Origin of the sequence: Aequorivita soesokkakensis (genome assembly GCF_001641085.1) — a bacterium.
Lineage (GTDB): Bacteria > Bacteroidota > Bacteroidia > Flavobacteriales > Flavobacteriaceae > Aequorivita > Aequorivita soesokkakensis.
On sequence record NZ_LXIE01000007.1, the window covers coordinates 24,405 to 45,405 of the forward strand.

Annotated in this window: 15 protein-coding genes; 2 read left to right on the top strand and 13 right to left on the bottom strand. The window is 37.7% G+C overall.

The window, feature by feature from the left end:
- Nucleotides 1-49 precede the first annotated feature (49 nt).
- The 13 genes from A7A78_RS04510 to A7A78_RS04570 form a co-directional block, all read right to left on the bottom strand.
- The gene (locus A7A78_RS04510) at nt 50-2,896 is read right to left on the bottom strand and encodes a M16 family metallopeptidase (protein WP_242649248.1); all 2,847 of its coding nucleotides are present in this window, start codon (nt 2,894-2,896) and stop codon (nt 50-52) included.
- A gap of 123 nt (nt 2,897-3,019) precedes the next feature.
- The gene (locus A7A78_RS04515) at nt 3,020-4,561 is read right to left on the bottom strand and encodes a YifB family Mg chelatase-like AAA ATPase (protein ID WP_068761265.1); all 1,542 of its coding nucleotides are present in this window, start codon (nt 4,559-4,561) and stop codon (nt 3,020-3,022) included.
- Nucleotides 4,562-4,646: 85 nt separating this feature from the next.
- Nucleotides 4,647-6,215 (bottom strand): glucose-6-phosphate isomerase, encoded by a 1,569-nt coding sequence (gene pgi, locus A7A78_RS04520; protein WP_068761266.1) that lies wholly within the window; start codon nt 6,213-6,215, stop codon nt 4,647-4,649.
- Nucleotides 6,216-6,242: 27 nt separating this feature from the next.
- Nucleotides 6,243-7,100 carry an N-acetylglucosamine kinase gene (locus tag A7A78_RS04525; protein WP_068761267.1) on the bottom strand — a complete coding sequence of 286 codons (858 nt, stop codon included), beginning with the start codon at nt 7,098-7,100 and terminating at the stop codon, nt 6,243-6,245.
- Nucleotides 7,101-7,103: 3 nt separating this feature from the next.
- Nucleotides 7,104-8,102, bottom strand: coding sequence for a type I glyceraldehyde-3-phosphate dehydrogenase (gene gap / locus A7A78_RS04530; protein ID WP_068761268.1), 999 nt, complete (start codon nt 8,100-8,102; stop codon nt 7,104-7,106).
- A gap of 15 nt (nt 8,103-8,117) precedes the next feature.
- Nucleotides 8,118-9,101, bottom strand: a complete 984-nt coding sequence (pfkA, locus tag A7A78_RS04535; RefSeq protein ID WP_068761269.1) for a 6-phosphofructokinase — start codon at nt 9,099-9,101, stop codon at nt 8,118-8,120.
- A 248-nt stretch (nt 9,102-9,349) separates the two neighbouring features.
- Complete coding sequence (locus A7A78_RS04540; RefSeq protein ID WP_068761270.1) at nt 9,350-11,194, bottom strand: CocE/NonD family hydrolase; 1,845 nt, start codon at nt 11,192-11,194, stop codon at nt 9,350-9,352.
- Nucleotides 11,195-11,200: 6 nt separating this feature from the next.
- On the bottom strand, nt 11,201-12,463 hold the full coding sequence (tilS, locus tag A7A78_RS04545) for a tRNA lysidine(34) synthetase TilS (protein ID WP_341271715.1): 1,263 nt from the start codon (nt 12,461-12,463) through the stop codon (nt 11,201-11,203).
- Nucleotides 12,464-12,517: 54 nt separating this feature from the next.
- Entirely contained in the window at nt 12,518-13,222 is a 705-nt protein-coding gene (locus A7A78_RS04550; protein ID WP_068761272.1) for a DUF3307 domain-containing protein, read from the bottom strand.
- 5 nt (nt 13,223-13,227) lie between these two features.
- Nucleotides 13,228-13,914, bottom strand: coding sequence for a fumarate hydratase (locus tag A7A78_RS04555; protein WP_068761273.1), 687 nt, complete (start codon nt 13,912-13,914; stop codon nt 13,228-13,230).
- Nucleotides 13,915-14,047: 133 nt separating this feature from the next.
- Complete coding sequence (locus A7A78_RS04560; RefSeq protein WP_068761274.1) at nt 14,048-15,349, bottom strand: anthranilate synthase component I family protein; 1,302 nt, start codon at nt 15,347-15,349, stop codon at nt 14,048-14,050.
- A complete protein-coding gene (locus tag A7A78_RS04565; protein ID WP_068761275.1) occupies nt 15,349-15,891 on the bottom strand; it encodes an NADPH-dependent FMN reductase in 543 nt (180 codons plus the stop codon). Before A7A78_RS04565 ends, A7A78_RS04560 begins: the two co-directional genes overlap by 1 nt.
- 86 nt (nt 15,892-15,977) lie before the next feature.
- Nucleotides 15,978-19,427 (bottom strand): M36 family metallopeptidase, encoded by a 3,450-nt coding sequence (locus A7A78_RS04570; protein WP_068761276.1) that lies wholly within the window; start codon nt 19,425-19,427, stop codon nt 15,978-15,980.
- A 209-nt stretch (nt 19,428-19,636) separates the two neighbouring features.
- On the opposite strand from A7A78_RS04570, the gene A7A78_RS04575 reads away from it, so the two are divergent.
- Both A7A78_RS04575 and A7A78_RS04580 read left to right on the top strand, forming a co-directional pair.
- Nucleotides 19,637-20,170, top strand: a complete 534-nt coding sequence (locus A7A78_RS04575) for an RNA polymerase sigma factor (protein WP_068761277.1) — start codon at nt 19,637-19,639, stop codon at nt 20,168-20,170.
- 6 nt (nt 20,171-20,176) lie between these two features.
- The gene (locus A7A78_RS04580; RefSeq protein WP_068761278.1) at nt 20,177-20,971 is read left to right on the top strand and encodes an anti-sigma factor; all 795 of its coding nucleotides are present in this window, start codon (nt 20,177-20,179) and stop codon (nt 20,969-20,971) included.
- Nucleotides 20,972-21,001 lie beyond the last annotated feature (30 nt).

Below are 21,001 nucleotides of genomic sequence, written 5' to 3' on the forward strand. Positions count from 1 at the left end.
GAATAAAAATATATTCGTGCATTCGTGGCTATTATTTGCAATCTACTTTTTACAATTTCACATCGTCAAGTTTTACTTCCTCGCCGTTTTTGTCTAGAAGTTTAACTTCGTCAAAGCCCATTTTTTTGAATTGGGCAAACTGGGTTGCAGCATCACCAACCACTAAATAAGCCATTTTGGAAGCATCCAAATATTTATTGGCAAGTTCTTTATGTTGCTCCAAAGTCATATTTTTCACAACAGCTTCTTCTTTTTCAATATAATCTGCTGGAAGGTTATACTCGTTAATTTCCTGCAACATTCCTAAAAGCGAACCTTGTGTTTCAAAACGACGTGCATTCGACTTTATAAGTGCATTCTTCGTAAACTCAAGATCTTCGGGAGAAATTCCTTCTTTGTATTTTGAAATTTCATCCTTAAAAATCTGGACAGATTCACCCGTTGTATTCGTCCTAACACTTGATGAAGCTGTAAAAGTCCCCGGGATTTTACTACCGCTGAAATTTGTACGGGCGCCATAAGTATAGCCTTTTTCTTCACGAAGAATCAAGTTCACATTTCCTGAAAAGGAGCCGCCCAATTTATAGTTCATCACTTCCACTGGGTAAAAATCCGCATCAGTTCTTGGCAATGCGATGTAACCAATATCAATAACCGATTGTTTGGCGTTTGGTATATCAACAAAATAAAGGGAAGCTTTGTCTCTATTGTTTGCAACTGGATATTCCGGAATGCTTACTTCTTTTGCGGCCCAACGCTCCTCCAAACTTTTTAAATCCTTTAAAACAGCGTCTTTATCAATTTTACCCACCACTTGGAACGTGCTTATTGAAGGGGAAAAATTCTTATTGTAATATTCCTTTAAATCATTCATTGTGATTGCTTTCACAGATTCTACAGTACCGATTGTAGGGTAACTGAAAATATGATCCTCACCATACAGAATTTTGTTATAAACCCGGTTTGCAACAGTATTTGGATCGGCATCTGAGCGCTCAATTTGATTTATGGTTTTGGTTTTTATTCGTCCAAGCTCTTCTTCATCCCAACGAGGTTCCAAAAGAATTTCGGTAACCAAATCCATTGTTTTGTCAAAATTTCTAGTCAAAGTATTTCCACGAATAATTATGGATTCGTCAGTTGTGTACATTCTAATACTTGCCCCCAAAAGATCAATTTCCTCTTCCAACTGTTCCGGCGTTTTGTTGGCCGTTCCTTCCATCAAAATATCGCTCATTAAATTGGCAACGCCATTCTTTTTCATATCGTCAAGCAAATGACCCCCTTCAATAACCAAACTGAAGTTTACTGTTGGGATTTCATTTTGCTCAATTCCCGAAACTTTTATACCATTTTCTAAACTTGTATTCCACATTTCAGGAACATTAAGCTCTGGTGCAGGACCTTGCACGGGCGGTTTTGAACGGTCAAAGTTGGAAGGAGTTTTTACTATTTCTGTATTTGATTCTTCCACTTTTTTCGTAACGTTTTCCTTAATTTCTTCCTCAACAACTTTTGCTTTTTCAGAATTTTCAGCAATTAAGTTAAGTTGTCCTTTTGGAACAAAGCTGGTCATAACATAAGGTTTGTCTTTAATGTATTTATTGTAAACCCGCATTACGTCTTCCTTTGTAACTTTTTTGATGTTTTCAATATCTTGGGTAATAAAACCAGGATCGCCTGCAAAAACATTATATCTGGCAAGTTGAAACGACTTACCTAAAACACTGCTAATACCGTTGTAAAATTGGGTTTCCAAACCAGCTTTAATTCTTTCAATGTCACGATCGGTTACACCATCTTTTTCAAAAAGAACAAATGCTTCTTTGATTCCACTTTCTATAGAATCCAAATCCACACCATTATTCGCAGTTATTGAAATTTGAAAATCCCCAGCCAATTCGTTTGAGCTGTTGTAGGCAATCGTTCTAGCTGTTAAATCTTTTTCTTTTACCAATATTTTATAAAGAGGTGCTTTTTTTCCCTGTGAAAGAATTTCACCCAAAAAGTCCAGTGCGTAAGCATCTTCAGTATATTGTTCTAAAGTTGGCCAAACCATATTCAGTTGTGGTGCGGTGGCAAAATTGTCCTCGTGGTAAAGTCTTTTGGTTTCGGCCAATGTTACAGGTTGTGGTTTTAATGGATCCACTTCTTGACGACGCTTTATTTCACCAAAGTATTTTTCAATCATCTGCTTAGCTTCGGCTGTGTCAAAATCGCCCGCCAACACTAAAGTTGCATTATTTGGACCGTAAAAACGATCATAAAATTCCTTTACATCTTCAACGGTTGCATTTTGAAGATCTTCCAATTCGCCAATAACTTGCCAATTGTATGGGTGTCCTTCTGGATAAAGTGCTTTATCAATCACCCAACTCGTGTGCCCGTAAGGATTGTTATCCACACGTTGGCGCTTTTCATTTTGAACCACTTCCTGCTGATTTTCAAAAGCAGCTTCGGTAACGGTGTTTATCAAATAACCCATTCTGTCGCTTTCCAGCCACATCACGGTTTCCATTGCGTTTTTTGGAACAACTTCGTAATAAACTGTTCCGTCTTTCCAAGTTCCACCATTCAGCGTTCCTCCGGCATCTTGGATGGTTTTGAAGAATTGATCCTGTGGCACGTTTTCAGATTCCTGAAAAAGCATGTGTTCAAATAAGTGTGCAAAACCGGTGCGACCAGTTTTTTCACGGTTGGAACCAACGCCATATTGAATAGCAAGAGAAACAATTGGGTCGCTTTTGTCTTGGTGAAGAATTACATCGAGCCCGTTTTCAAGTTCATATTTTTCAAATGGAACAGAGAGCTTCGCACTTTCTTCTGCAGTGGCAGCTTTTTCGTTTTTACAGGAAACTGCAAAGAAAGCAACAGTAGCCAAAGCTACGAAGCTCATTTTAAGGGAAGTTTTAAACATGATGAATTGGTTTTTTTTAGAAAGTTTTAAAGATACTATGTGAAGTGGGTTTAAATCTTAAAAATAAGTTAAAACGAATAAGAAATGATTGAGAATGAAATTCTAACCAAACCACCCATCTCGATCCAAACTTCTATATTGAATAGCTTCGGAAATGTGGTTTCCATTTATTTCTTCAGAAGCTTCCAAATCTGCAATGGTTCTGGCAACCTTTAAAATTCTATCATAAGCACGTGCAGAAAGATTTAATCGTTCCATCGCGGTTTTTAAAAGTTGTAGTGAAGCTTCGTCCAACTTACAAAATTGGCGGATTTGCTTCACGCCCATTTGTGCATTATAGTGTACTTTTTCAAACTCTGAAAAACGTTCCAACTGGATTTTTCTGGCATTAGTAACCCGTTCACGAATTATAATGCTTGATTCGCCACGGCGTTCGTCACTCAGTTTTTCAAAAGGAACGGGCGTTACTTCTATATGGATATCAATTCTATCCAAAAGTGGACCCGAAATTTTGCTCAAATAGCGTTGCATTTCAGCAGGTGAAGACATTATCGGTGCATCTGGGTCATTAAAATAGCCTCCGGGACTTGGGTTCATACTGGCCACGAGCATAAAACTTGAGGGATAAGTTACCGTAAACTTTGCACGAGAAATGGTTACATCGCGATCTTCCAAAGGCTGTCGCATTACTTCGAGAACACCACGTTTAAATTCAGGAAGTTCATCCAAAAACAAAACGCCGTTGTGCGCTAAACTTATTTCTCCCGGCTGCGGATATTGTCCGCCGCCCACAAGGGCAACGTCGCTAATTGTATGATGAGGACTGCGGAAGGGTCGCGAAGTCATAATTCCACCTTTTTCAATAGTTCGACCTGCAACGCTGTGGATTTTTGTGGTTTCAAGACTTTCCTGTAAGGTCATTGGAGGAAGAATGCTCGGTAATCTTTTGGCAAGCATCGTTTTTCCCGAACCCGGCGGACCAATCAAAATAATATTATGGCCACCAGCTGCAGCAATTTCCATACAGCGTTTTATGGATTCCTGGCCTTTTACATCAGCAAAGTCGTGTTCCGGATGTTCCAAGTGCTCATAAAATTCGGCCACCATATCCACCTCGGTTTTTTCAAGTTGAATATTTTCGTTGAAAAAATCGATTACTTCTTTTATATTCTCAATTCCATAAACTTCAATTCCTTCAACGATAGCAGCTTCTTTTGCGTTTTGTTTAGGAAGAATAAATCCTTTAAATCCTTCTTCTTTCGCTTTTAAGGAAATAGGCAATGCCCCTCTAATGGGTTGCAGATTTCCGTCGAGGGAAAGTTCGCCCATAATTATATATTCCGAAAGCGGATTCTGCTCCTGAATTTGTTCCGTGGCAACTAGGATTCCCATTGCTAAAGTAAGGTCATAGGCAGAACCTTCCTTCCGAAGATCGGCGGGCGACATATTGAGAATTAACTTTTTTCCAGGAATTTTGTAACCGTTGTTTTGCAGGGCAGCGGCAATGCGGAAATTGCTTTCGCGAATGGCATTGTCAGGCAAGCCCACCAAATGGTATCCAACACCAATATCTACATTTACTTCAACTGTAATAGTTGTGGCTTCAACGCCAAAGACGGCGCTTCCATAAACTTTTGTAAGCATAACCCAAAAAGTATAAACGGGGAGTCTACAACTGAAAGATAAGAAAAAAGTGGGAAGTGTGAAATGGAAACTCCGAAGTTTATAGCTATTTTTTTTGAAATTTTTTCAGCAAATTAGCTGTTGAACGGTTTTCTACTTTTGAAGCATTTTTATTTTCAATGGCTTTTAAGGTTCCTTTTGCAACAGTTTTTCCCAGTTCTACGCCCCATTGGTCATAACTGAAAATGTTCCAAATGATTCCTTGTACAAAAAGTTTGTGTTCATAGATGGCAATGAGACTTCCGAGGTTTTTTGGGGTCAATTTTTCTATTAAAATTGAATTGGTTGGTTTATTGCCCTCGAAAAATTTAAAGGCATTTTCAACATTTTTGTTGTGCGTTCCTTCCCATAAAGCTTCAGTTTGAGCGAAAAAATTGGCCATCAAAATATTGTGGTTTTCACTATTGCCGTGAAGCGATTCGCTAAAACCTATAAAATCCGTCGGAATTAATTTTGTTCCCTGATGTAAAAGTTGAAAGTAAGCATGTTGTGAATTGCTACCCACATTTCCCCAGACGATCGTTCCTGTTTGATAATTTATTTTTTCGCCATTTCTGTCAACACTTTTTCCGTTGCTTTCCATTACGGCTTGCTGTAGATACGGAACAAGTTTGTGCAGATATTGTGAATATGCCACCACCGCTTCACTTTCCGTTTTAAAAAAGTTGTTATACCAAATTGAAAGTAAGGCAAGTATAACAGGAATGTTTTTATCAAAACTTTCTTTTCTGAAATGATTGTCCATTTCAAGAGCGCCTTTCAGCATAGCTTCAAAATTTTTGAAACCTATGGCACAGCAAATGGAAAGACCCACGGAACTCCAAAGGGAAAATCTACCGCCAACCCAATCCTGCATTGGAAAAATATTTTCTTCGGAAATTCCAAAATCCTTTGCGCCTTTCACATTCGCAGACACGGCTACAAAATGTTTTTGAATGTCAGTTTCCGAAGCATTTTTTAAAAACCACGACCTTAAAACTGAAGCATTCGCAATGGTTTCCTGTGTTGTAAAACTTTTTGAAACAACTATGAAAAGCGTTGTTTCTGGGTTTAATTTTTTAAGTGATTCCGCAACCGCGTCCCCGTCAATATTTGCAATGAAATGAATCTTTAAATGGTTTCTGTAAAACTGAAGTGCTTCCGTAACCATTTCTGGACCCAAATGACTTCCGCCAATACCTATATTTACAATATCAGTAATCGCTTTTCCCGTAAATCCTTTATGCGACCCGTTTATTATTTCTTCGGAAAAAAACTTCATTTTTTGAAGTGTAGCCTTTACTTCTGGTTTCAAATTATTAAAATCTCGCAAGGCAGTGTGAAGTACTTCCCGATTTTCGGTTTCGTTTATTTTTTCCCCAGAAAATTGTTGATTTATGGCTTTCTTCAGTTTTACTTCTTCCGCAAGTTTTACTAAAAGCGAAAGCGTTTCTTCCGTAATTCTGTTTTTTGAATAGTCTAAATAAAAATCCTGCCATTCAATCTTAAAACAGTCTGCACGAGCGGAATCTTTTAAAAAAACATCCTGCAATTGCTGTCCTTTCATTTCTTGAAAATGGGTTTCAAGTGCCTTCCAAGCCTCGGTTTTTGTAGGATTTATTTTGGGTAAAGACATTCTGATTTACGATTGAAAATTTTAGGTTTATGAGTTATGAATTCTGCTTTTATAATAATCTATTAACCCATCAATTGGGCGTTGAACAATGTTGCCAAGTTTAAGATTATGCGCCGCAAAACATTCCTTTATAATTTTTTCTGAAAAATGTGCAATGGAACCAATAAAATGAACGGGGACCTCGTGCGCTTTTTCATAACAAAGAATTCGGCATTCTATAAAATTTGAAATGCCTTCTTTTATCAGCGCGTAAAAGTATGGGTTTATTTCTTTCTGTGTAAATATGAATTGGGCAAAAGACGCTAAATATGCGTTGGGATTTGGCTTTTTGTATAAATTCATTTTTATTTCGTCTGCCTCCAAATTGAATTTTTTCTCAAATTCCTCAGCAATTTCTATAGGCATTCTATGGTAATAATAATCGCGGATCAATCTTTTTCCGAAGTAATTTCCACTGGCCTCGTCCATCAAAATAAAGCCCAAAGCTGGAATTGGCGCGTGAATTTCGGTGCCGTCAAAATAACAACTATTACTGCCCGTACCCAAAATGCAAACAATTCCCGGTTTGGTGGTTGCGGCAAAAACCGCGGCTTCCATATCTTCGGAAACGTTGACTTTCGCTTTTATAAATAGTTCTTCCAAGACTTCCTTTAAAATACTTCGCGGCGTTGCGGTGCCGCAGCCTGCTCCATAAAAATCTAGAATTTCAACACTATTGAAAACACTTTTTAAATCTTCATTTGAAGCAATGCGAAGCAACAATTCCTCTTTTGGAACAACCGTGGGATTAAGACCTGAAGTAGCTGTTTTAAAGACAAGCTCACCAGAATTATCCAACAATACCCAATCACATTTTGTAGAACCGCCGTCGGTTATTAGGGTCATAATTTATAAAGTTGCAACGTGAGTGGCCAAATCTACCAATTTTGCGGAGTATCCGTATTCGTTATCGTACCAAGCCACTAACTTAAAGAAATTATCATTAAGCGCAATGCCAGCGTTGGCATCAAAAGTACAAATATGCGGGTCTGAAACGAAATCCTGCGAAACCACTTCGGCCTCGGTGTAATTTACGATTCCTTTATATTCCTTTTCTGAAGCTTTTTTGAATAGTACTTTTATTTCTTCATAGTTTGCGGGTTTTTCAGTGCGAACCGTTAAATCAACCACCGAAACATCTGTGGTTGGTACGCGAAAAGCCATTCCCGTCAGTTTGCCCTTCAACTCTGGAATTACTTTGGTTACCGCAACGGCAGCGCCGGTTGTGGTTGGAATAATATTGCTCAAAGCACTTCTTCCCAAACGGTAATTTTTCTTTGAAGGTTGGTCAACCGTGGATTGGGTAGCCGTCACGGAATGAACCGTGGTCATCAAAGCTTCAACAATTCCGTATTTATCATTGATAATCTTCGCCATTGGAGCCAAACAGTTTGTGGTGCAGGAAGCATTTGAAATTATTGTATCGGAAGGTTTAATTTCTTTGTGGTTAACACCCATTACGAACATAGGTGCCGTTTTTGAAGGAGCAGAAATAATTACTTTTTTAGCACCTGCTTTTAAATGTGCCGAAGCTGAATCAACTTCCTTGAAAATTCCCGTGCAATCAATTATAATTGTTGCGCCAACTTTGTCCCATTTTAAATTTTCAGGATTTTTTTCAGCAGTGACCCTTATTTTGTTTCCATCAACAATTAAATTTCCATCCTTCACTTCAACTTTACCGGGATATTTTCCGTGAACGGAATCATATTCCAATAAATATGCTAAGTGATCTACTTCCAGCAAATCATTTACCGCAACAATTTTTATATCCTTTCTTTGTGATGCTATTCTGAAAGCTATTCGCCCTATTCGGCCAAAGCCGTTAATTCCTATCTTCGTTTTCATTATTTTTTTTATTTTTTAAATTGAAATGATATCTGCAACGCGTATCAAATCTTCATCAATTTCATTACTGCCTTTTATTGCTTCGGAAAAAGGGACTAAAGTCACTTTATTGTGAACAATTCCAATCATAACATTTGTTTCGCCATTCAGCAATGCATCAATCGCCCCAACACCCAAGCGACTTGCAAGAACACGGTCATAACAACTGGGGGCGCCGCCTCTTTGAATGTGTCCGAGTACTGTAACCCGAACTTCGTATTCCTTTAAATTTTCTTCGATATATTTAGCGAGACCAAAAATATTCTTTCCTATTTGGTCACCCTCGGAAACTACGACAATACTTGAGGTTTTACCGGATTTTTTACTTCGGCTCAGTGACTCCAACAGGCGTTCGCGACCCATATTCTGTTCAGGAATTAAAATTTCCTCCGCTCCTGCGCCAATGCCTGCGTTTAAAGCAATATCTCCAGCATCGCGCCCCATTACTTCCACCAAAAAAAGACGGTTATGTGAATTTGCAGTATCGCGAATTTTATCTATTGCTTCAACAACAGTATTTAAAGCTGTGTCATAACCAATGGTATAATCAGTTCCATTTATGTCATTGTCTATTGTTCCTGGAAGGCCAACAATAGGAAAGTTAAACTCTTTTATAAATACCGAAGCTCCAGCAAATGTACCGTCGCCGCCAATAACTACCAAGGCATCAATGTTTTCGTTTTGAAGGTTGTTAAAAGCTTTTGTTCGGCCTTCAAAAGTCATAAAATCTTTTGAGCGGGCAGATTTAAGAAATGTACCACCACGGTTGATTATATTTTTTACGGAACGAGCGTTCAATTCCTTAAAATCAGCTTCAATCAAACCTTGGAGGCCACGATACACACCTACGCACTCCACATTATGATATGTGCATGCCCTAACAACAGCCCTTATGGCTGCGTTCATTCCTGGTGCATCTCCGCCACTGGTTAACACCCCTATTTTACTTGGTATTTTCATAAATGGAAAGTTACTATTATTGTTTACAATTCAAAATGATTTCGGTCAGAAAAAAAATACGTGTAAGTACGTATGGTGCAGACGGAATTACTGTCATATATTTGATATATAGAATTAGTGGATAATGCACAAAGAAATATTTTTTGTGGGGATAGAAAATATTCTTAGTGCACTTTAAAGTTTACTAAGTTAGGTTTGTTAAAGAATCCCGGCCAATGGTCGGGATTCTTGTTTTATAGATTCTTTACTTACTTTTTCAGAATGGTAAATTCTATCGAAGAATCATTATAAACTTTATGCGTTTGTTTTTTGAAATCTTCAGTTTTCGCTTCAAAAATATTCGGAACAAATGTTTGTGGGTTTAAATCTATCAAGGGAAACCAAGTGCTCTGAATTTGAATTTGGATTTTATGCCCTTTTTTGAAGGTGTGGTTTATGTCCTGAAGTTTTATGTTTACGGCAGTTTTTTCATTGGGGGTGAAAGGTTCCGGATTGCTGAAACTATTTCTGAAACGCCCACGCATCACTTCACTCCTAACCATCATAAAATAATTGCCCATTTTTAAATATTCCTGCGTCTCGGGATAATCTTCAGCATCGGGAGGGAAAACGTCAATAACTTTTACAATCCAATCTGCATCCGTGCCAGTTGTGGAAACATTCAGTTTCGCAAAAATTGGGCCTGCCATTAAAACATCTTCCGTAAGTACGGGAGTTTCAAAAACCAATACATCTGGACGGCGCGCGGCAAAACGCTGATCATCGGTCATATATTTACGCGGGGTGAAAACCATTTTAATATCTTCGGAATATGGCACCGGTTTTTTGGGATCGCTTATAAATTCTTCAAAAGTGGAACTTTTTTCAGCTTTTTCATTTAAACGTTGGTTACTTTGAAGAAAATAGGATTTCTTTTCAGCATTTTTTGGGGGCCATTGCGCATAGGATTTCCACTGGTTTGTACCGGTATCAAACATATATGCCTCGGGCAAATTGTTTTCTCCTTTCCCATTTTCCTTTAAAAATTTATTAAAAAAATTAGTTTCAATATCGCGCTGATAATCCCTCGAAATATTATCGCCAAAATATACATTTCCAATAGCTTGCCTTTCAATGGTGCGTGCCCAATCCCCATGGCTCCACGGTCCATAAACAATAGTGTTATAATTGGAACTATTCTTTTCTACAGCTTCATAACTGTTGAAGGGCCCGTAAAGATCTTCCGCGTCAAAAAGACCACCAACAAACATTACGGCGGGCTTTACATTTTTTAAATGCTGGATTATTCCACGGGATTTCCAAAATTCATCATAACTGGAATGTTTCTTTAATTGCTGCCAAAAAACATTGTCTTCTTTGTAATATTTATCAAGATTGCCCAGCGGGCCCGCATCCAAGAAAAACTGATATTGGTCTTTTGAGTTCAGCTCCGGAAAACTGTACCAAGGCTTGTCTGTAGGCTGCGTTTTTTCATAACCAAACAAAGCCGTTGCCCGCCAATAACTCAACAAATAAGCGCCATTATGGTGAAAATCATCAAAAAAGAAATCTGCAATACAGGCTTGTGGGGAAACTGCTTTTAGTGCAGGGTGCGAATCGATCAAGGAACAGCTTGCATAAAATCCTGGGTAACTGATGCCCCAAATGCCCACATTTCCATTATTGTTGGGGATATTTTTCACCAACCAATTAATACTATCAAAAGTATCACTGGACTCATCAATTTGTTTTCCTTTTTTATTTGGAATGTATGCGCGCATATTGTCATAAACCCCTTCGCTCATCCAACGGCCGCGAACATCTTGGTACACTATAATGTTTCCCTCTTTCATTAAAAATTCGTTCGGCGAAATTTTTGAACGAAATTCCGACTCTCCATAAGGCGCACAACTATAAGGAGTTCTCTGAAAAAGAATTGGATATTTTTTTGAAGAGTCTTTCGGCGAATAAATTACGGTGAAAAGCTTCACCCCATCACGCATGGTGATTGTTGTTTCAGTTTTGTTATAATTTTCTTTTACATAATTTTCATCCTGCGCGAAAGCGACAAAACCGACAAAGAATAAAAGGCAAAGTATTTTTAATGATTTCATAGTTTTCTATTCTTTCAAATACGTTATTTTAAATATTTTCCTTGTGTTTTCAGTAACTTTGAAACGTTCATCCATTCGATGACCAATAACCCACACTATTTTTTCCCCGCTTAAAAGCAACCAGATTTTTTCCTTTTCGTTTAAGGAGATTTTTTCATCTTTAAAGAATTTGCTCAGTTTCTTTTTTCCTTTCATCCCAAAAGGTTGAAATGTATCACCATCCCTCCACTTTCTAAGTTTTAAGGGAAAATTTAATTTTTCGGACGCAACGTAAATCAAATTCTTCTCTGTTTCTCCAATATATTTTGAAGGTTCCATTTTTAAAGTGATTGGCGCGGTAATTCCCTCTTCGAAAATCAAAATTTCTTTATCATCTTTTTCGAAATAAATTTCAGTCAGCACCAATTCATCGCGATTTTTCAAAAGTCGGTGCGTTTTTGAAAAAACCTGTTTGCCAGTCTGCGCTTCCAATAAATTTGAAACATCTTCCCATTCCGAAAAGCCAAAGCCATTCAAAAGTTCATAAAGCAAAGCTTCCGTGTGCGGTAATTCCTTGATTTTTTTGATATTGATTTTATAGGAATCCATCCCTTCGGAAACCACAAGTTTGTAAACCAACGCCATATAATCTTCTAAAAGATTTTGCGAAGCTTGCAGGTTTTGTTGGGTTTTCTGAAATTTTTTTAAAAGAGATTTACTTGTTTCCTTAAATTTTGGCAAAACTTCCAAACGCAACTTATTCCGAAGATAATCCGTTTTTTCATTGCTGCTGTCTTCGCGCCATTTTAAATTGTTTTGCTCAGCATATTTCAAGATTTCTTCCCGAGAAAAATTTAAAAGTGGTCGTATAATTTTGTTATTTTCTTTCGGAATCCCCGTAAATCCGTTTAAACCCGCTCCTCGGGAAAGGTTGATGAAAAATGTTTCCAAATCGTCGTCCAAATGATGGGCGGTCAATAAATAATCGTATTTAAAATCTTTTAATATTTCTGCAAACCAATTGTAGCGAAGGTCGCGCGCTGCCATTTGGGTGGAATTTTTATGCTCTTTGGCAAATTTTTTAGTGTCAAAAGTTTCAGCAAAAACTGGTATTTCCAAGGTATTTGCCAAACCAATCACGAACATTTCATCGCCATCGCTTTCTTTGCCACGAAGCGAAAAATTGCAATGCGCCAAAGCGATTTCATAATTGAGATTTTTCATCAGGTGTGTGAGAACCACGCTGTCCAAACCACCGCTGCAGGCAATGAGCAATTTTTTTCCTTTCAAAAAAGAAAAATGGGTTTCAATATTTTTTTTGAATTGGGTAAGCAATCTCTTTATTTAGAAAAAATTTATGATTATTCCAGCAATAACGGCAATTCCGAAGCTTAGCATGGTACCGATCAGCACGTATTCCGTTTTTAAGGTTTCGTTGTTTCCGTAACGTAAAATAGACTTTGCGGCAATCAAAAAACCGACCGCCGAATATTGCGAAACTATGATGAAAGTGAGCGTTAAAATTCGTTCCAAAACGCCAATTACCTTTCCTGCATTTGGCATTTCATTATCGCTGCTTACTTGTATTTCCGTGGATTTAAAAACTTCCCGAATAAATATATTGGCTGGTTTTAGGCACACCAAATATCCAGTGATTATTAAAAGATATTTAAAGTTTATTGAAACATCAATTGATGGATTGATGCCCTGCCATTTATCAAACAAAACAACAACCACTACCAAAATAATTAAATGAATTGCTTGATCAATAAAAAAAGCATATCGCCCAAAATACTTACTATTATTGAGATGGTGTTTAAAGCCATCCATCAAAAAATGGGTTATCGCAATTATAGCCGCAGCAAAAACGAAACTAATCTGTATTGAAAACAACCAGGCCAAAACAAAACATACCAACGCATGCCAATATAAAAAGGAGCTTTTAAAACCAATTGTATTTTTTTGTTTTGCGAGTCTATCGGTCTGAAAAAAATAATCCAAACACAGATGCGCGATGAATTGCAGCAGTATTAATTCTTTTAGTCCCATAGTTTCTATTTTGAAATTACCAGTTTGAAATAGTTAACCGCTTCTTCAATAGCGTTCCAACCAACACTGGTGGAATGCTGATTTACTGCAGATTGCCCGATACCTAAGCGTTTAGCTATTTCATCTTCTGGATTGTTCATTAACTTTAAATATAAAACTTCGCATTGGCGCGAGGTTGCTTTACTCAATAAAACATCCAACAATGCGAGCAAAGGTTTTAAATTTTCATTTAAATCTTCGCTTTTTGAAGCGAAAAACATAGTATTTTTTATAACGATCCGTTCTTTATTATATGTGGTTTCCCCACTAATTTCCCTGCCTGAAAAGTAAATTGCCTCTCCGTCTATAATCCCTTCCTCAGGCTTGTAGCGACTCAATTCGCCATAGCCAATTGCTAATCTTATTCCGTGGGTCTTGAATTGTTTTACTCTATTGTCCTCACTTTTATATTTTTTTATTTCCACGGGAATTGCTTTCACAAAACTTTTAATTGCCAGCGCTACCTGAAGTCCTTCTTTTGGATTAGGGACCACACATTCCAGATAATCACCTTTTATAATACGGCCAAATACATTAAATTCCTGCTTTAAATCGGTTAACAGGATTTTTAAATTTTCCTCAACAAATTTTTTGTCTTCACTATTTAAACTTGTTGATGAAACAATGTCACCGGATATTACTGAATACTTCATTTCATTGAAATTTTATTCAAATATAAAAATTTATTAGCTTTTAAACTAATAAAGTATGTTTATAAGCTTAAACACTAATAAATGGATAATATAAGTTTAAAGACTAATAAAATATATTTATAAGTTTCTGAACTCATAAAGTATCGTTCAATACTTCGCGCATTGCTTTTGCCTTCAACAAACATTCTTCGTATTCATTTTCGGGAAGGGAGTTTATGGTTATGGCACTTCCCACAGAAAAACTCACATATTTTCTGGAAGCATTATACAGAATACTTCTAATAACAACATTAAAATCAAAATCGCCGATAGGGGAAAAATAGCCAATGGCACCACTGTAAAGACCGCGTTTGGCATCTTCAATTTCTTCAATAATCTTCATTGCCGAAATTTTTGGCGCTCCAGTCATACTGCCCATTGGATAAGTATTTTTTAAAACCTCAACGCTGGAAATGTCTTGAGAAACAGTACAGGAAACAGTAGAAATCATTTGATGCACCTGTTCAAAAGTATAGATTTCACAAAGTTCTTCAACTGAAATACTGCCTTTTTCCGCTATACGCGAAAGGTCGTTGCGGACCAAATCTGTAATCATAATATTTTCACTGCGCTCTTTTGGGTCGTTTTTCAATTGCTGGGCTATTTGTAAATCAGCCGCCATATCTGCTACGCGTTTGGCAGTTCCTTTGATTGGCTGGGAAATTAGCGTGTTTCCAGTTTTTTTTAAATACCGTTCCGGCGAAGCGGAAAGTGCAAAAAATTCATGCAACTTTAAAAATACCGAAAAAGGCGGTCTGGAAATTTCATTAAGATGAAGAAATGTGGCCAAAGGATCAATTTGTGAGGCTTCAGAATAAAATTCCTGACAAATGTTTGCTTCATAAATATCGCCGCGCTTTATGTGCTCAAGCGTTTTGTTCACTTTTTTGAGGTAGTTGTCCTTTGAAGTGCGAACACGGATGTTTATGGCATTGGAAACCTCCGTTTGGTCGTGCCGGTATATTGTTTCAGAGATTAATTTCCAATCTGTTTCAATTTCATCAGCAACCATATTCAAATAATGCAGCTCCACACTATTTTCAGAAAAAAGAAAAAGTTTTTTTGGTTGAAAAAAATATAAATCAGGAAAACCCAAGCCATCAAAATTGTTGGACTGTAGTTTTTCCAGATCGTTTTTAAGATCATAGGAAAGATAGCCGAACAACCAATCTGCAGTAATGGTTTGATATTCCTTCAAGTTTTCAAAAGCATTTTGGGTGTCGGTTTTTAAAGCCGTAAATGCATCTACAGCAAGAATTGCTTGATAGGATTCGTGCTTTTGGGAATAACGGTTACTGTCCAACCAAACAACCTCTTCAAACTGCTGTGCCCAATGGAGGAAACGTTTTTTTGCATCTTCAGATAAAGAAAAAGGATATCTCTTTACAGTGCGCATTATTGCTCAATTTGATGGACAAAGTTTTGGATTACGTCCGTAAACCCAAGCAGTAAAACTTCGTTGGAAATTGAATTGGTTTCTTCGGAAAAGTTTTCAGAATATGAAGGAAAGCTGAAGCTTTCAACAATAGTAGCGCCAAATCTGGGCAATACATTTTTTGTAGCTTCCAAAGAGGAAGCTGCGCCAAGTTTTCCTCTGGAAGTGCTCATCAACAATATTTTTTTTCCTTCCAAAAAATTTCTATCCAATCGCGATAGCCAGTCTATTGTATTTTTGAAAAAGGCAGAAACCATTCTATTGTGTTCATTAACAGAAATAACCAATGCATCGGCTTCTTTTATTTTGTTGTTGAGCATTTTAAGATTTACGGAATATCCTTTTTCACGTTCAATATCTTCGCTAAACATAGGTAATTCATAATCCGTTAGTTTAATAATTTCAACATTATGGCCAACAATTTGCGACGCTGCGAAAGTTACAAGTTTATGATTGATGGATTTGCTGCTGTTACTGCCTGCAAAGAATAGAATTTTTTTCATCTGCCAAAGTTATTGAAAAGCAAGTTGTAAAAAAACCCGCGCCAAACAATTTGGCGCGGGTTCTATAAAATTTAAAATTTGAAAAACTATTGTTTAACGATACGTTTTACAATACTTGTGTTTTCAGCATTTATTTTAATAAAATACATTCCTGTTGCAAGGCTTTCCAATGAGAAATTGGTTTCAACCCCAGCTTCAGATAAATCTATTGTTTTAATGGTTCTACCGTTTACATCAGTAATAACAGCATTTTCTAATTGCGCTGTTGTTTTGTTCATCAACGTAATTAAACCAGTTGTTGGGTTTGGATATAACGAGATATTGTTATAGAATTCGCTATCCTCAAGTCCTAAAACTTCTTCTACAGTAACAGTAAATGTACAAGTATCTGCATTTCCGGCAGCATCTGTGGCAGTCATTGTCATTGTTGTAACACCCGCACCTACCATAGTTCCAGCCGCTGGATCTTGTGTTATTACAGGGTCTGGATTACAGTTATCAGTTGCAGATGCATCGCCAGTATAATCTGGTAATGTAAATTGATCCCCAACATTTACTTGAACAGTTACATTAGCTGGGCAAGTAATTTCAGGATTTACTGTTTCAGCGATAACCTCTGTAAGTGTGCGTTCTCCCGCACAACCCGCAGCTCCTAAGTTAATGTCACTGTTTGGTGTTCCGAAATCTGCAGTTTCGCAAGTTCCAGTCCAGTCTGCAGCCGCATTTGTATCTCCTACTCTTCTGAAAGAACCGGATGCGCATTCACCGGTTAGTGAAGCTCCAATTCCTGACCAATCAAGATCAGCAGCCGTAATATTGAAACCACTAACTGTAACATTGAAGCCAGCTATATCACCAGCGCTAAAATTCCAGAATACTGAATCTACCACGTTTCCACTTGGGTCGATAATTAAAATCCATCCAGAGCCTGTATTGTCCCAGAATAGGTTGTTACCCCAATATCCTGCGCCTCCATCATCATTATAATCAACAACAGAGTTTGCGGCCATATTACCTAACGTTTTTACAATAGGGTTTACGGTATTTATATTGTTATATGGAGTATCGCTAACAGCAACTTTATAACCTGAATAATCGGTAGCTACACCCACATTTTGGATTTCGAATCTATCTGGAGTTTCCAAATTGATTTCTGAAACAACCAATTGTGACAAAGGTCCAGGAGCACTTTCTTGTGCATATAAATTTATTGTTCCCGTTGGGGTAAAGGTATATGAAGTGCCTTCAAAAAGGAAGTTTCCTCCTGTTGGGGCATCAAACCATCTAATAACATTTGAAGGGTCGTTAAGTGTAGCCGTAACAGTAACTTCATCACCAACACAGAAATCACTTACACCCGTAGTTGTAGGTCCTGCTGGAACCGCAAGTACTTCAATAGTATCAGTAGCAGATGATGCCACTGCACAATCACTAGCTTGAATATCATACGTTATAGTATGAACACCTATTCCCGCTGCGGCTGGATCAAATGTAAATGTTGAACCGTTTCCGTTATCGGTAACGCCTGGACCGCTGTAAGTTCCTCCACTTGGCGCTCCACCTCCTAAATCTGTAAGTATTTCTGAAGAAGCACATACTTCCTCAAGAACTGATAAAGTAGCCGTTTGAGAAGGAGTGTCAAAAGCTTGTGTTCCATCACTTCTACTTCCTGAAGAACCTTGGCTAGCGCTGAAACCTAAACCTCTTTTTGCAAATGCATCCCAAAGTAGGCACTGGTTTGCACCACCATAAATAGCTTGATCTGCAGCCATGATTGCATCACGACCATCAACAAAACCAGGGCTACAAGGCTGCAATTTCATACCTTCAGTAACAATAGCCAATGCCATAATGTTACCAGCATCTTGGTTTACATCTCCTGTGAAGTTATAAATATCTGCATCAAAACCGTGCTCATCAATTAAAGCCCAAGTTACTTCCCAAAGCATTTCTGCCCAAACCGAACCAACTCCGTGAGGCACAGCTGCAGTTTTGATAAAGTCATAAGTTTGTGGATTAACCCCCATATCTGTACTATACGGATAATCACGGATTCCTCCACCTCCTTGGCCTTGACCAAAAAGATAGGTTCCCACCGCGCGAGCATCTGTTCCTGTATCACCAGGCTCAATAGTCAATAATACCCCGAAAAAGTCACTCCATCCTTCTCCCATTTGTTCTTGGTTCTGCAAACAGCTTGATGCGCCAGGACCACCTGTTAAACGGTTTGAAATACCATGACCATATTCATGTAGAATTACCAAGTTGTCAAAATCTCCATCTTTATCGCCACAAATATACATCTGCATAGTTGGGTTGCTACCGTCTGGAGGTGTTCCGAAGTTAGCATTACAAGTTCCTGAACCGTCTTGCGCTTCTGCATTTACAGAATCACTTCCGGCACCGCCGTTTCCATAATTGTTTTCTTGAAAATTACCTCCTGCTTCATCAAACCCGTATTGATACATAATATCATGGAAGATATTATTCATATAAAAAAGGTTTGTAATTGCAGCATCTTCATATTGGTTTGCATTGGTATATATTTGGCTGAAAGGATACCCTATAAAATCCAAGTCTGAACCAGCATCTGGTTGGTAGCCAGAATTGTTTCCATCTTCATATGCATTTGCATTATTTCCGCGAGTGGTTGTAAACTCAGCACCAGCAACACCATTGGTATCGTGCCATCCAAATGGGGAAGCAGTAGCATCAGCAGGCTGAACTTCTACAGTGCGAGCACCATAATAAGGACTTTCAAGAGGCAATGCTATTACTTCATAACATTCAACACAACCTGCTTCTGCAGCGCCTTTAAGTTCAGCATAGTTTGGAATATCATAAAGGTTTGTATTGAAATTCATTTCTTTCACATCATTGCTGTGATCGTGATGCATAGCACAACTTACCATCCAGTTTGCTCTGTTTACAATAGTACCTGTATTGGCGTCAATTCGTAAACTCCACCAATCTTGTTGGCTTTTTTCCTGAATAGAAATATCCCACGTTAAAACCAGTTCGTTGGTTTCGGTGAGGGCATACATCAGTTTTGCCGGAATTGGGCTTAAAGAAATTCCTCCATCGCTAAGCAATGTTTCTCTGTCAATTCCATGAGAGCCTTCTAAAATTGTAAGTGGTTGCGAAATAGAATAATTTAGTTGTGCAGCAGCTGCTTGAACTGCTTGTGTAGCAGTAAGTGCTGGAGAATTGGAACCAACCAATTTTTGAGTAGTATTTTTAATGAACCTACTGTCCTTTGAAATTACCTGTCCATTTGACAAAAGGTGGATACTGGATTCAGTACCGTAAATTTCAATTCCATTAAATAGCTGTCTGTAATAAACGTGCTGAACGCCGCTAGTACTACTAACAGTTTCACTCGTTACTTGCCACTGAACATCTTGCGGCAATAATTCATTCTGCTCAACAAAATGATTCAATTGTTGGTCGATTGCTCCTGAAAAGTTCTGTGCAACCATAGTGCCTGAAAAAGCGCACATAACTGCCAGGAATAAACTCCGGGTAACTTTTTTCATCTCTTTGATTTGTTTAGATTAATATTAGTCTTAAGCGGGTTAAGTTTTGTAAAGCTATTAAAAAATATAATTTTCACAACATTTTCTTAAAATTGACTCTAAATTTAACATTGCTCCAATAAAAATATATAGTGTTTTATGTGAATTCTAAAATCTCTCCAAAAACTTAATTAATAATTTCATTACATTTACTTTCAAAAAAAAGTTCTATGGAACAACCCAATGATCTCATTTTAGAGATGCAAAACGGAAATGAAAAAGCATTTTCCCGTTTATATACAATGTATAGCGAGGCTATATATGGTATTATTTACAGCATCGTTTTGGACGAAAACACCGCCGAAGAGGTATTACAGGACGTTTTTATAAAAGTTTGGAACAATGCTGCTTCCTATTCCGTCAATAAAGGCCGCTTTTTCACGTGGTTGTTAAACATTGCCAGGAATACGGCTATTGATGAAACCCGTTCAAAAGCATTTAAAAACTCCAGAAAAAACCTAAGTACCACAAACTTCGTAGATATATTATCATCCTCAGATAGTTTAAATAAAAAAACCAATGCAATAGGTTTAAAAAAGTTTGTAGATGCCCTTAAACCGGCCTGTATCAAAATAATTGATCTGCTTTATTTTAAAGGATTTACGCAAGCTGAAGCATCAAAAACATTGGACATACCATTAGGAACAATTAAAACAAGAAACCGAACCTGTATAAATGATTTACGGGTGATGGTCTTAGGATAAAAAATTATGAACCCCGAAGAAATCATAGCATCAGGAAATTTAGAGATGTACGTTTGTGGCGCATTGCCACCAGAGGAAGCACTTGAAATAGAAGAGGCAATCGCTGCCTACCCTGAAGTGAAGCGTGAAATAGAACTTATTGAAGAGTCATTGCTGCACTTGGCGGAAACCGTGGCTCCTCCAGTACAGGTAATGACTTGGACAAATATTTTAAATTCAATCCGAAATATTAAACCCACAGAAGATACCAAAGTAAGAACATTAAACTGGCCTGCAATTACTGGCTGGGCAGCGGCAATACTGTTTATGGGCGGAATTATGTGGATGCTGAAACAAACAAATGAGCTGAATAACTCACTTCAAGTTACTACTACAGAAAATACGGTTTTAAAGGGTGAAAAAGAAAGTGTTGAAAACCAACTAGCTGAAAACAACGAAGTGCTTGAAGTTTTAAGATCAAAAGAGTATCAAGCTTATACCCTTCCGGGAAATCAAGCTGTGGCGCCTGAAGCTTTTGCAAAAGTATATTTGAACAAAACACAAAATATAGCCTATATAGATATAAAAGGTTTACCAGCTCCGCCCCGCGGAAAAGTTTATCAAGTTTGGTCGCTTAAAATGGAACCACTTACGCCAACTAGTGTCGGTTTAATTTCTTCTGAAAATGAAACCAGTGAAGGAATTTACAAGTTCGTAAATTTCCCAGACCCGGAAGCCTTCGGAATAACGTTAGAGCCTGAAGGCGGAAGCGAAACTCCTACGCTATCACAACTATATACTTTAGGAATGATTACAATTTAAAAAGCAAAGTTTTAAATTAAAAACCTGTAC

Excerpts from the sequence above, each read along its gene's own strand:
- pgi (WP_068761266.1), bottom strand. The coding sequence starts at position 6,215 with ATGTCTTTACCCAAAATAAATCCTACAAAAACCGAGGCTTGGAAGGCA.
- A7A78_RS04515 (WP_068761265.1), bottom strand. The coding sequence starts at position 4,561 with ATGCTTACAAAAGTTTATGGAAGCGCCGTCTTTGGCGTTGAAGCCACA.
- A7A78_RS04525 (WP_068761267.1), bottom strand. The coding sequence starts at position 7,100 with ATGACCCTAATAACCGACGGCGGTTCTACAAAATGTGATTGGGTATTG.
- A7A78_RS04540 (WP_068761270.1), bottom strand. The coding sequence starts at position 11,194 with ATGAAATCATTAAAAATACTTTGCCTTTTATTCTTTGTCGGTTTTGTC.
- A7A78_RS04560 (WP_068761274.1), bottom strand. The coding sequence starts at position 15,349 with ATGCGCACTGTAAAGAGATATCCTTTTTCTTTATCTGAAGATGCAAAA.
- A7A78_RS04555 (WP_068761273.1), bottom strand. The coding sequence starts at position 13,914 with ATGAAGTATTCAGTAATATCCGGTGACATTGTTTCATCAACAAGTTTA.
- gap (WP_068761268.1), bottom strand. The coding sequence starts at position 8,102 with ATGAAAACGAAGATAGGAATTAACGGCTTTGGCCGAATAGGGCGAATA.
- A7A78_RS04580 (WP_068761278.1), top strand. The coding sequence starts at position 20,177 with ATGAACCCCGAAGAAATCATAGCATCAGGAAATTTAGAGATGTACGTT.
- A7A78_RS04510 (WP_242649248.1), bottom strand. The coding sequence starts at position 2,896 with ATGAGCTTCGTAGCTTTGGCTACTGTTGCTTTCTTTGCAGTTTCCTGT.
- A7A78_RS04550 (WP_068761272.1), bottom strand. The coding sequence starts at position 13,222 with ATGGGACTAAAAGAATTAATACTGCTGCAATTCATCGCGCATCTGTGT.
- pfkA (WP_068761269.1), bottom strand. The coding sequence starts at position 9,101 with ATGAAAATACCAAGTAAAATAGGGGTGTTAACCAGTGGCGGAGATGCA.
- A7A78_RS04570 (WP_068761276.1), bottom strand. The coding sequence starts at position 19,427 with ATGAAAAAAGTTACCCGGAGTTTATTCCTGGCAGTTATGTGCGCTTTT.
- A7A78_RS04565 (WP_068761275.1), bottom strand. The coding sequence starts at position 15,891 with ATGAAAAAAATTCTATTCTTTGCAGGCAGTAACAGCAGCAAATCCATC.
- A7A78_RS04575 (WP_068761277.1), top strand. The coding sequence starts at position 19,637 with ATGGAACAACCCAATGATCTCATTTTAGAGATGCAAAACGGAAATGAA.